The organism is Streptomyces sp. NPDC091416 (assembly GCF_044756845.1).
GTDB lineage: Bacteria > Actinomycetota > Actinomycetes > Streptomycetales > Streptomycetaceae > Streptomyces.
The window spans coordinates 120876-132472 of record NZ_JBIVTU010000010.1 but is presented as its reverse complement, the minus strand read 5'-3'; the positions used below and the strand labels follow the sequence as shown (position 1 = coordinate 132472).

Sequence of the window (11597 nt, the reverse complement as noted above, 5' to 3'; positions counted from 1 at the left end):
GTCAGCTCACCACTCCGGTCATGACGGCGACGGGTACGGAGACGAAGCCCACGGTCAGCACCAGCGCGAGCACGTTGGCGAGGGTCTTCAGGGCGCGGTCGCGGGTCGCGCGGCCGGCGCCGAGGGTCTGCGCCGCGCTCCAGAACCCGTGCTGGACGTGCAGTCCCATGGCGAGCATGGCGACGATGTAGATGACGTTGCCGTACCAGGTGGAGAAGGTGTCGATGACGTTCTGGTACGGGTGCCCGGACTGGAATCCGCCCGAGTGCACGGTCCCGGTCGTCAGGTCCAGGATGTGCCAGACGATGAACAGCGCCATGATGATGCCGCCGTAGCGCATCGTGTTCGTGGCATAGCTCGCGCGCGGCTTCCTGTGCACGTACTTGCTGGGGCGCGCCCGCAGGTCGCGCCGGCTGAGCTGGTACGCGGACACCGCGTGCAGGACCACCGCGGCGACCAGGACGACGCGGACGATCCACAGCGCCCACTCGTGGTGCAGGAACGGCTCGCCCATCACGCGCAGCCAGTGCGCGTAACCGTTGAACTCGTCGGAACCGAAGAAGATCTTCAGATTGCCGACCATGTGGACGACCAAGTAGAGGAGCATGATCAGACCGCTCACGGCCATGATCGTCTTCTTGCCGACGGACGAGTCCCAGAGCGTGCGCGTCATGGACGGCCGTCGGTCCGTCCGTGTTGCCAATGCCATGAACACGACGCTAGGGCCGAAGAGGCCGATCAGTCCAAGACATGGAGTAGCTGCTGTCCATAGGCATGTCCTATCAAGGGCGGTAGGATGCGTGTATGCAGTTGCAGCAGCTGATGTACTTCGTGGCGGTGGCCGAGGCACGGCACTTCACCCGCGCCGCGGAGGAGGTGCACGTCTCGCAGCCCTCGCTCTCCCAGCAGATCAGGGCCCTGGAGACCGAGCTGGGTGCCGAGCTGTTCAGCCGGGCCCGGGGCAACATCACACTGACGGACGCCGGCGAGGCCCTGCTGCCGCTCGCCCGGCGCATCCTGGCCGACGCCGACACCGCACGTCACGAGGTCCAGGAGCTGGCCCAGCTGCGCCGCGGCCGGGTCAGACTGGGCGCGACGCCCAGCGTCTGCACGGGGCTGCTGCCCGACGTACTGCGCGGTTTCCACGACCTGCATCCCGGGATCCAGCTGCTGCTGGAGGAGGGCGGTTCGCACGACCTGGTGCGGGAGCTGGCGCGCGGCGCACTCGATCTGGCCCTCGTGGTGCTGCCGCTGCCCGCTGCCTCACCGGCGCTGACCACCGTCGAACTGCTCCAGGAGGATCTGGTGGTGGTCTCCTCGGCGGACGGCCCGCGGCCCGGCCGGGGTGGCACGGTCCGGATCGCGGATCTCCAGGGCGAGCCGCTGGTGATGTTCCGGCACGGCTACGACCTGCGGGAGCTGACGGTGGCCGCCTGCCGCGCCGAGGGCTTCGAGCCGTCGTTCACGGTCGAGGGCGGCGAGATGGACGCCGTGCTCGGCTTCGTCAGGGCCGGCCTGGGAGCCGCGGTCGTGCCGAGCATGGTCGCCACCCGGGCCGGCCGGGACCTGAGGACGACACCGCTCGCGCGGCCGGGCCTGCGCCGCACGATCGCGCTGGCGCACCGCAGCGACGTGGCCCCGCCGCGGGCGGCGCGGGAGCTGCAGCGGGTGCTCCTCGCGAGCCGGGCGGACGCCGTGCCCCCGGGCCCGTCCCCACGTGCCGGACGGTCCTGAGGGCGCGGCGTCCGCCCGGCTCACACCGCGTCGGCCAGCAGCAGGGAGTGGATCCGGTCCGGTGCGCCGGGGCGCGCGTAGTACCAGCCCTGGGCGGTGTCGCAGCCCAGCTGCCGCAGCTGGTCGGCCTGTGCCCTCGTCTCCACGCCCTCCACCGTCACGGCCAGGTCCAGGCTGTGCGCGAGCGACACGATCCCCTCGACGATCTTCAGGTCGACGGGGTCGGCCGGATGGTGCTGCATCCCCTGGGTGAAGGACCGGTCCAGCTTCAGCACGCTCACCGGAAGCCGCCGCAGGTTCGCCAGGTTGGAGTACCCGGTGCCGAAGTCGTCGAGCGCTATGTCGACGCCCATCTCGGCCAGTTGCCGCAGCGGCTTCAGCAGGTCCTCGTCCGCCCCGATGAGAGCCGACTCGGTGACCTCCAGACACAGCGCCCCCGCTTCGAGCCCGGAGCGCTCCAGGACGTCGACGGTCTCCGCGACCAGCCGCGGGTGGTGCAGCTGGGCCGGCGAGAGGTTGACGTTGATCCGCAGCGGACCGCCGTCGGTGTGCCGCTCCTGCCAGAAGTTGGCCTGGCGCACCGACTCCTCCAGCACCCAGCGGCCGAGCGGCACGATCAGCCCGGTGTGCTCGGCGAGTGCGATGAAGCGGTCGGGCCCCAGCACCCCGTGCTGGGGGTGGCACCAGCGCACCAGCGCCTCCGCGCCGTGCACCGAACCGTCGTCCAGGTGCACCAGCGGCTGGTACTCGATGAAGAACTCGCCGCGCTCCAGTGCGGCCGGCAGCGCCGTGGTCAGGCCGTGCCGGGTGATCGCGCGGGCGTCAGCCTCCGCGTCGGCGAGCTCGAAGCGGTTGCCGCCCGCGGACTTGGCCCGGTACATCGTGATGTCGGCGCTGCGCAGTACCTCCGCGGCGCTGCGCTCACCGGCGGGCCCCTCGACGACGCCGATGGACCCGCGGACGGTCAGCTCGCGACCGTCGAGGCGGATCGGCGCGGCGAGTACGCCGAGGAGCCGGCACGCCAGGTCGTCGACCTCCGACGCGGTGTCCGGTCCGGTGGTCAGCGCCACGAACTCGTCGCCGCCCAGCCGTGCCACCATCTCGCCGGGTGCGGTCGCGCAGCTCTGCAGCCGGTCCGCGACCTCGACCAGCAGCCGGTCGCCCGAGGCGTGGCCCAGGCTGTCGTTGATCGCCTTGAAGCCGTCCAGGTCCAGGTAGCAGAGGCCGAACCGGCTCCCGTCACCCGCCGCGAGCGCCTTCTCCAGACGCTCCAGGAAGAGCGTCCGGTTCGGCAGGCCGGTGAGCGCGTCGTGCGTGGCCTCGTACCGCAGTCGCAGGTTGAGCAGCCGGCGCTCGGTGGTGTCCTCCATCAAGGCCAGCTGGTACTCGGGCCGGCCCTCGGAGTCACGGAGCAGCGACACCGTCAGATTGGTCCACAGGACGGTGCCGTCGTTGCGGTAGTAGGGCTTCTCGACCCGGTAGTGCTCGCGTTCGCCGCGGACCAGTTCGTTGTAGTACTTCCAGACCTGCGGGGTGTCCTCCGGATGGACCCACTCGTTGAGGCGGTGGCTCAGGACGTGGTTCTCGAGGCCGCCGAACATCCGGGTGAGGGTGTCGTTGATCTCCAGCAGGTTGCCGTCCAGATCGGCGATTCCGATGCCGATGGCCGCGTCCTTGAAGACGGCCCTGAAGCGCGCCTCCGTCGCGTGCAGGGCCTGTTCGGCATGGGAGCGTGCGGAGAGCGCCGAGCGGGCGATGGCCTCCTGCTCGGCGAGGGTCCGCTCGCGCAGCGCCTGGGAGAAGCCGCCGGCGACCGCGTGCTGGAGCCGCGCGCAGCGGGACCGGCTGTCCTCGGTCGAGAGCGCGACCGGCCCGTTGCTGCCGCAGTACAGCACCAGATACGAGTCGACGACGCCGAGCGTGGAACTGAGAGCGTCCGGGTCCGTGCAGTGCGCCGCGACGAGGGCCGTGCCCACCGCGCCCGCCGCTGCCGGGTCGAACGGGCGGGCGTGGAGCGTGTCACTGAGCGCGCGGGCCAGCGGGAGCAGATGCTGCTCGAACTCCGGCCGGGTCATGGAGGTGGCCGTCGACGGGAAGATCGCACGGCTCCAGATCGTGGCGAATCTCCGGAGCCGGTCCTCGGGGCCGTCGGGCTCCGCGTCCGGGGCTCCGGACGCCTGGGCGGGAATGGTCACGCCTTGCGTCCCACTCCGGCGAAGCCCGCGAATGCGTACGGGTCCTCGTTCTCCTGCGCGCCGGAAGCCTCGGGACGCCAGAGCGGCATCGGCACCAGTCCGGGCTCGACCATCTCGTAGCCGTCGAAGAAGCGGCCGACCTGCTCGCGGGAGCGCATGATCAGCGGGTTGCGGATGTCCTTGTACACCCCCACCGCACCGCCGGCCTCCTCCCTCGTCACGGGAACCCCCTCGTACGTGGCGTGGGTGACGACCAGCAGGCTTCCCGGGGCCAGGAGGTCGCGCAGCGCGGCGACGGCCGCGTGCGGGTCGTCGGCGTCCTCGATGAAGTGAAGGACGGCGACGAGCAGCAGCGCCACGGGGCGGTCCAGGTCGAGGAGCTTGGAGACCTCGGGGTGGTCGCGGATCTCCTCCGGCCGGCGCAGGTCGGCGGCGGCGATCACCGCGTGGTCGTTGCCTTCGAGTACGGCCTGACTGTGTGCGACAGCGACGGGATCATGATCGACATAGGCCACTTTCGCCTGCGGATCGAGCGCCTGCGCGACCTCGTGCACGTTTCCGAAGGTCGGTATCCCGGAGCCGATGTCCAGGAACTGCGTGACGCCCTCGTCCAGAGCGAAGCGTACGGCGCGCCGCATAAAGGCGCGGTTCGCCTGCATGATCTTGGGAAGTCCCGGCATGAACTCCATGGCCTTGCGGGCCGCTTCCCGGTCCACCTCGAAATTGTGCGAGCCGCCCAGATAGAAGTCGTACATTCGGGACACGCTCGGCACCGAAATGTCAATGCCTTGCGGTGCCCAGGCGGGACGCTCCATCGATGTCTCCAACAAGTCGCCTCGGGGATCCGGCCATGTTCATGGTCAGTATTGACCAGAGGCTACTGACCCACCGCCAGGAGAGCGAGCGGAAACGGAAATTAGCGGTCCGTTATTGGTCACACACCCGTGGCATGTGCAACCGCCCCGTCGCTGCCTGTGACATGCGGCGACGGGGCGGCCCGGGACGACCGCGTGAAAACTACTTCGGCGCACCGGCCAACTCGGCCCGGGGAGTGACCGCGTACCACGTGCCCCCGGCCCCCTGACCGTTGGTGTCACCGGGTTTGACGTCCCCGGAGAACGTATAGACGGGCCAGCAGTCGATGGCCTGCTGCTTGAGTCCGTCGGGCCGGTCGAAGGTGACGAAACCCTTCGTGGTGACCCCGTTCACGTCATTCTTGCCGACAGGCGCGACAACCGGCCACTTCGAGAGACAGGCCCCGGTGCAGGCCGACTTCATCGGCCACGCCACGTCCTTCTTGAACCGGTAGACCGTCATGCCACGCTTGTCCACGACGATATCGCCGAGTTTCGGATCCTTGCGCACCGAGAGTCCCGCGAGGCCGGCAGGTTCCGCACCGGAGGGACCGTCCGCGTTCACCGCCGCCTTCTTGCCGTCCGGCGCAGAGGCGAACCAGGTTCCGCCCACTCCCTGCCCCAAGGCGTCGCCCGGGCGGACGTCCTTGGCATACCGGTACATCGGCCAACCGCCCAGTGTGAGTTGCTGCGCACCGTCGGCTCGGGTGACCTTCCCGACCGTAGCGGCATCCGATCCGGCGGCGGCTGTGACATTGCCCGCCGGCACCGGGGGCCAGGCTTTCGCACAGTCGCCTTCGCAATTCGACCGGGGCGGGCTCGCGGTGTCCTTGTCGAATCGGTAGAGCGTGAATCCCTCGCTGTCCGTCACGACTTTGCCGAGCTTCTTGCTGTCCCACACCGCGAGCTGACCGGCCTGCTTCGCCGAGGCGGTCTCCGTCGTCGCACCGGAGCCGTAGCCGCTGCCCGATCCGTAGCTGTCGGCGGCCTGACCGGCCGGGCGCGCATTGCCCGCGTTCTGCCCGCCGGGAGACCCGTCGCCCTTGTCCTGACCGCACGCCGTCGTCAGCGCCAACAGGGCCATCGCGGTCACCGCGAGCGAGGCGTTTCGCCAGGTGTTCATGTCAACTCCCGTGGAACTTCCGCCAGTTGCGACGCGGGTTCGCGCCGTTCATGGCAGTGGATACGGGCGCCGTGCCGTTCTTTGTTCAATGCGTACGCAGATTCTTCCGGGGTCTCAAACACCGAGCGCCCCAGGTCCCCTCCATCAGGCGAATCCCACGGCTGTCCGGCGTGCCCCGCCATCACCTGGAACATGCTCCCCGTCGTGTACGGATCACTCATCGGCCGGCTCACCGCGGCCGTGGCACTCACCTGGCTGCTGACCGCCCCGACGCCCGCGCTGGCCGACAGCTGCGCATACGCCTCGATCGGTGACGGTGACGGCGGTGCGGCTGTGTCCGTGAGCGGCGACGGCAGCTGTTACGCGGGACCGGAGCCCGAGCCCGAGCCCGCTCCCCCGCCCGCTCCGAAGCCGAAGCCACCACCCCCGCCCCCACCGCCTCCACCACCACCGCCTCCACCACCGCCTCCACCACCACCGCCTCCTCCTCCGCCGCCCCCGCCACCCGCTCCCGCTCCCGCTCCTCCTCCCACCCCCACACCCACTCCCACTCCCACTCCCACTCCGTCCCCATCCCCCACCCCGTCCGCACGCCCGGCGCCGCCCGCGCCCGTGGCGCTTCCCTCGTACCGCAGACCCGTCCGGAAGACCCCGGAACGCCAAACCTCCCTGGTCACGCTCACTTTGATGATCACAGCCCCCGCAGTGTTCGCCGTCGCCGTGCTGCGGCCCCGTTCCCGATGACCTCCGGAGGCACCCATGTCGGAATGGCTGGTTCTCACCCTCGCCATGGCCGCGGCCAGCACCGTCGTGCTGACCATCGCCGTACTCAACAACCGCCGCCTCCCCGAGGACGACGACCCGTCCGAGACCCCTGATGTCATCGAGTACATGACGATGATGATCGGAGTGGTCTACGCGATCGTGCTGGGCCTGGCCATCGCAGGCGTCTGGGAGGGCCGCGGCGCCGCCCAGGAGTACGTACGCCAGGAGGCACAGGCGCTGCACGAGGTCAGTGCGCGCTCGTCCGTCTACCCCGTCGAGGTCCGTACCCGGATCCGCGCGGACGTCGACGCCTATGTCGGCTACGTCGTGCAGGACGAGTGGCGGACCATGAGCAAGCACGGCACCCTCAGCAACCGGGGCGGCGAGCTCCTGGACCGGGTACGCGCCGATGTCACGGACTACCGGCCGAAGACGGACCACGAGGGGCAGGCCTACCAACCGCTGGTCGACCAGGTCGCGGCGGCCGACGACGCCCGCAACGCACGGGGGCAGAGCGCTGGGGCCACGATGCCCGGCGTCGTCTGGTTCGGGCTGATCACCGGGGCGCTGGTGACGGTGGGGCTGATCTTCACCCTGCAGATCCGCCGGACGTTCCGCGAACTGCTGCTGGCCGGTCTCTTCAGTGTGCTCATCGCCTTCCTCCTCTTCCTCATCTGGGATTTCGACTCCCCGTTCGGCCGTGGCATCTCGGCCACCGCCGCACCGTTCCTCGATCTGTTTCCCGGCGCGGCGGGCGGATAGAGAGGCCCTCCCCCGGGCGGTGCGCCGCTCGGGGGACAGCGGTGCCCCGAGCGGCGCACCTCCGATCGCGGGCGAAATGCACCACTTCTAGCGTTGCCCGCATCGAGGTGCATTTCTGACGCTTTGTGGAAATCCGTTCCGCAGCTGCTCCTCGGGGACCCGGAGGATTCACCATGCGCGCAATACGTGTCACACCCGTCGCTCTGCTCGGCGCCGCAGCACTCGCCCTGACCGCCCCGGCCGTGACCGCGTATGCCGCTACCACGGGCGGACCGTCCAACGGCGGGAGCGGATACACCGTCACGCCTTCGGTGATCGCGCCCGGCGGCCAGGTCACCCTGGCGGCCAGCGGCTGCTCCACCACGGCCTCGGCGTCCTCGGGGGTGTTCGACACCGTCACCATCCCCCAGGGCGGCACCGGCCGGGCAACGGTCGACTCGGACGCCAAGCCGGGCGCCGCCTACGAGGTGACGTTCACCTGCAACACGTCGCCGGTCTCCACGGCCAAGGTGAACCTCACGATCAGCGCCGCCCCGAGCACACCCACCACGAGCTCGACGAGCTCCGCGGTGTCCACCGCCTCCCCGGCCGGTGTACAGGGCGGTCTCGGCGGCAGCATCGACAGCATGGACACCGGCGAGATCGTGGCCGGCACCGCGCTGGCGGTGGCAGCCGCCACCGGCACCGTCTTCGTGGTGCGGCGGCGCAAGGAGAACCGCTCGCACTGACCGGCACCGCCGGCGGAACGAAAGTCGCCCCGGGTCCTCTTGGAGGACTCGGGGCGACTTCGGTTATCGGGCCTGCGGGAGCGTCCTTACGGTCAGATCGCCCCATGGCTCATCCTCCGGCGGCGCATGACGTACATGCCTCCACCGAGAGCCGCCGAGGCGACCAGACCCGCACCGACACCCATCTCCGTCGGGCTCGCGGCCATCGAGCCGCCGAAGCCGCCCTGCGCGCCACGGCTGTTGAGCACCGTGAAGCGGTGTCCGGCGGTCCGGTCGGTGCCGTCGCAGCGCACCGTCAGGTTGTAGGAGCCGGGCGTCGCGTCGTTGAAGATGCGGACCCGGGCGTGGCCGACCCGGCCCGCCGAGAGCCTCGTGGTGCGGAACGCGTTGGACGAGACGCTGCCGCCCCGGCCGCAGCCCTCGGCGCTGACCTGCATGGCCGCGCCCTGGTGCACACGCTCGGGGTCCACGGTCACGTTGTTCGGACCGTTGTTGCGGCCGTTCCCACCGTTGCCGCCGTTCCCGCCGTTCCCGCCGTTCCCGCCGTTCCCGCCGTTGCCGCCGTTGCCTCCGTTGCCTCCGTTGCCTCCGTTACCGTTGCCGTCGCCGTTGCCGTTGCCGTTGCCGTTGTCCCAGTCCCAGTCACCCGGGTCGTTCCAGTTGTTCTGGTTGTTGCCGTTGTTCTGACCGTTCCCGACGTCTCCACCGGCTGCGGCCATCGGGGCACCGAGCCCGAGAGCGGCGACGGCGGTCGCGGCGACAACGAGAGCGCGTGTAGCACGCATCGTTCGAACCTCCAGCGGGAAGCGCCCCGGAGCTCTGTACACCGGGCTGGATCGACGAGAACGCCTCCCATGACGAACCCTCACCAGATCCTTGATCCACCGCATTTCGGGACTGCTCCACCCCGGTGATCCGACACACCGGGCGAACGTCCGTGAACCTGATGGACGCGCAGGTCACAGACCGTCAGAACTTTTATCCGGCCGCTACTCCGATGAGCAGCCCACCGGGTCGCCGCCACCCGTTCGCGCTTCCCTGAATGCCGCCCGGCCGCCCCGCGCCTAGCGTTCCCTTCGTCGCGACGAAGGGAGAACCATGGGCCGGGACAACTGGCGCCCAGAACGGATCAGACACTCGCCGTGGGGCGCACTCGCGCTGGCGATGCTCACCGGTCTCGCGTTGATGCGGAACGGCGCGGACCTCTCACCCGGCCCGCCACAGCCGGTCGCCGCCACCTCGGTGGGCCACCAGAAGGTCGCCCCGGGGGCCCCGGTGGCCGGCCCCGCCGTGAAGCCGCTGGCGTACGCGCCCGTCGCACGCGTGGGCATCCCCTCGATCGGGGTCGACGCACCGGTGGTCGACGTCAACCTCGACGCGAACGGCTGGATCGAGACACCGCCTCCGCAGGACCCCAACCTGGCCGGCTGGTACCAGAACGGGATCGCGCCGGGACAGCTCGGGACCTCCGTCATCGTCGGTCACGTCGACAACCAGGCAGGCCCCGCCGTCTTCTACGGACTGGGCTCGCTGAAGAAGGGCAACCGCGTCGAGGTCACCCGCAGTGACGACCGGATCGCCGTGTTCGAGGTCTACGGCGTCGAGGTCTTCTCCAAGAACGACTTCCCCGGCGCCCGCGTGTACGGCGACACGGGCCAGGCTGAACTGCGGGTCATCACCTGCGGCGGCGGCTACACGAAGGCCAACGGTTACGACGGCAACGTCGTGGCCTTCGCCCGCCTGATCGAAACCCGCTGAGTACGCTCAGGACCGCCGGGGCCTGCTCGCGGCCACTGCCCGGGGACGGACACCGTCCCCGGGCAGTGGCCGTCCCCCGTCTCAGCGGCGCTGCGGCACCGTGATCCGGTACCCGTCGTCCAGCAGTTCCGGCAGATAGCGGCGCAGCGCCGCCACGCTCTGCGAACGGTTGCCGCCCGCATCGTGCGACAGCACCACCACCCCGGGCGCCGCCCCCTCCCTGACCCGGCGGACGATGCGGTCGGTGCCCGGCACGGTCCAGTCCAGGGTGTCCACCGTCCAGGCCATCGGCTCCATGCCCAGCGCGGCCCCGATCTCGAACGAGTTCCGGTTCCAGGCCCCGTAGGGCGCGCGGTACCAGAGCGGCGGAGCGCCGGTGGTCCTCTCGATCACCTCGCTGGTGCGGCCCAGTTCGTCCGTCACGCCGGACCGGGAGAGCTTGGTGACGAGCGGGTGGGTCCAGGAGTGGTTGCCGATGGTGTGCCCCTCGCCGGCGATCCTGCGCACCAGGTCCTCGTTGTCGTGGGCCATCTCGCCGCAGAGGAAGAACATGGCCCGTACGTCGTACGTGCGCAGCGTGTCCAGGATGTGCGGGGTGTAGAGCGGGTCGGGTCCGTCGTCGAAGCTCAGCACCATGGCCCGGCCGATGCCAGGCAGCTCCTCGAACGGCCGGGTGCGGACCGGTGGCATCTCCGGCCGGTAGCGGGGCGGGCTGTCCGCGGTCATGGGCCTCAGCCGGTAGGCCGGCGGCCGGGTCCGCAGGGCGGCTGCCTGCGGACCGGCCGCGGCGTCGGACGGCGGCGCGGGACGCCGGAACGGGGTGCCCACGGAGTCCGCAGCGACCAGGCGCACGACGGTGGCTGCGCCCAGACCGGCCGCCAGCCTCAGCAGAGTTCGGCGCATCGGCGGCATCTGATCGTTCTTCATGACCAACTGCTCGCACATCTGCTCTGGCGGCCCTCTCAACGACACCGGTCACGGGGGGTTTTGCACCCGATGGAACGAGCGCGTCCGCGCATCCAGCGGCAGCGCGCCGGGGCATGCGAGTGCCCCGAGCAAGGCCGCCGGAGGGAGCCGATAGCCTCACTGCCGTGACAGACCAGCAGCCCCACCAGTTCGAACGTGGCACAGACGGCCCGAAAGTGATCGTCGCGGGCCTCGACGGTTCCGATTCCTCCATGCGCGCCGCCGCGTATGCCGCGGGTCTCGCCCGCCGGCAGCGGGCCATGCTCGCCCTCGTCTACGTCCAGCCCGTGATGACGGCGGGTGCCGCCCTCGGCGCGCCGGTCGGCGACGCGACCGGGGACGTGGCGGAGAGCCTGGTGAGCGAGATCCGGGAGTCGACGGAACGGATGAAGGACATATGGGACGTGCGGTGGGAGTTCCACACCTTCCGCGGTGATCCGTACAACGGGCTGGTGACGGCGGCGGACGAGCTCAAGGCGGACGCCGTCGTGGTGGGCGCGTCCGAGTCGGCGGGGCACCGTTTCATCGGCTCGGTGGCCGTACGCCTGGTGAAGGCCGGGCGCTGGCCCGTCACCGTGGTCCCGTAGCGCCGCCCCGCCCCGGGGTGTCCGCAGCCCCCCGCGCCGTCGCCCGACCGTTCACCGCACCATTCGCCGCTCCGTGCGACCGCTCGTCGCACGGAGCCGCGTTTGTCCTGTTCCCCGGGGCGTGA

At 70.4% G+C, this 11597-nt stretch carries 11 protein-coding genes; 5 read left to right on the top strand and 6 right to left on the bottom strand.

The window, feature by feature from the left end:
* Position 1: 1 nt before the first annotated feature.
* Positions 2 to 709 carry a succinate dehydrogenase gene (locus tag ACIQMX_RS27890; RefSeq protein WP_363077640.1) on the bottom strand — a complete coding sequence of 236 codons (708 nt, stop codon included), beginning with the start codon at positions 707 to 709 and terminating at the stop codon, positions 2 to 4.
* 95 nt (positions 710 to 804) lie between these two features.
* On the opposite strand from ACIQMX_RS27890, the gene ACIQMX_RS27885 reads away from it, so the two are divergent.
* Positions 805 to 1734, top strand: a complete 930-nt coding sequence (locus tag ACIQMX_RS27885; RefSeq protein ID WP_363077638.1) for a LysR substrate-binding domain-containing protein — start codon at positions 805 to 807, stop codon at positions 1732 to 1734.
* A gap of 20 nt (positions 1735 to 1754) precedes the next feature.
* Here ACIQMX_RS27885 and ACIQMX_RS27880 read toward each other — a convergent pair whose 3' ends face one another.
* The 3 genes from ACIQMX_RS27880 to ACIQMX_RS27870 all read right to left on the bottom strand — a co-directional run bounded on the left by ACIQMX_RS27880 (position 1755) and on the right by ACIQMX_RS27870 (position 5906).
* Positions 1755 to 3929 carry a putative bifunctional diguanylate cyclase/phosphodiesterase gene (locus ACIQMX_RS27880; protein ID WP_402482071.1) on the bottom strand — a complete coding sequence of 725 codons (2175 nt, stop codon included), beginning with the start codon at positions 3927 to 3929 and terminating at the stop codon, positions 1755 to 1757.
* A complete protein-coding gene (locus ACIQMX_RS27875) occupies positions 3926 to 4744 on the bottom strand; it encodes an SAM-dependent methyltransferase (protein ID WP_402482069.1) in 819 nt (272 codons plus the stop codon). The genes ACIQMX_RS27880 and ACIQMX_RS27875 overlap by 4 nt, the downstream gene beginning before the upstream one ends.
* Before the next feature lie 202 nt (positions 4745 to 4946).
* Positions 4947 to 5906: an SCO0930 family lipoprotein gene (locus ACIQMX_RS27870; protein WP_402482067.1), complete on the bottom strand. Its 960-nt coding sequence runs from the start codon at positions 5904 to 5906 to the stop codon at positions 4947 to 4949.
* A 759-nt stretch (positions 5907 to 6665) separates the two neighbouring features.
* Here ACIQMX_RS27870 and ACIQMX_RS27865 point away from each other — a divergent pair.
* Both ACIQMX_RS27865 and ACIQMX_RS27860 read left to right on the top strand, forming a co-directional pair.
* Positions 6666 to 7433: a hypothetical protein gene (locus ACIQMX_RS27865; protein WP_402482064.1), complete on the top strand. Its 768-nt coding sequence runs from the start codon at positions 6666 to 6668 to the stop codon at positions 7431 to 7433.
* A 173-nt stretch (positions 7434 to 7606) separates the two neighbouring features.
* Positions 7607 to 8161: a hypothetical protein gene (locus tag ACIQMX_RS27860; RefSeq protein WP_363077628.1), complete on the top strand. Its 555-nt coding sequence runs from the start codon at positions 7607 to 7609 to the stop codon at positions 8159 to 8161.
* A gap of 92 nt (positions 8162 to 8253) precedes the next feature.
* On the opposite strand, the gene ACIQMX_RS27855 is transcribed toward ACIQMX_RS27860, so the two are convergent.
* Positions 8254 to 8946, bottom strand: a complete 693-nt coding sequence (locus tag ACIQMX_RS27855; RefSeq protein ID WP_402482061.1) for a hypothetical protein — start codon at positions 8944 to 8946, stop codon at positions 8254 to 8256.
* 313 nt (positions 8947 to 9259) lie between these two features.
* On the opposite strand from ACIQMX_RS27855, the gene ACIQMX_RS27850 reads away from it, so the two are divergent.
* Positions 9260 to 9919, top strand: a complete 660-nt coding sequence (locus tag ACIQMX_RS27850) for a class F sortase (RefSeq protein ID WP_363077624.1) — start codon at positions 9260 to 9262, stop codon at positions 9917 to 9919.
* 81 nt (positions 9920 to 10000) lie between these two features.
* Here the strand turns inward: ACIQMX_RS27850 and ACIQMX_RS27845 are convergent, their stop codons facing one another.
* On the bottom strand, positions 10001 to 10846 hold the full coding sequence (locus tag ACIQMX_RS27845; protein ID WP_363077622.1) for a polysaccharide deacetylase family protein: 846 nt from the start codon (positions 10844 to 10846) through the stop codon (positions 10001 to 10003).
* A 164-nt stretch (positions 10847 to 11010) separates the two neighbouring features.
* Here ACIQMX_RS27845 and ACIQMX_RS27840 point away from each other — a divergent pair, with 164 nt between their 5' ends.
* Complete coding sequence (locus tag ACIQMX_RS27840) at positions 11011 to 11472, top strand: universal stress protein (RefSeq protein ID WP_363077620.1); 462 nt, start codon at positions 11011 to 11013, stop codon at positions 11470 to 11472.
* The last annotated feature ends 125 nt before the right edge of the window (positions 11473 to 11597 follow it).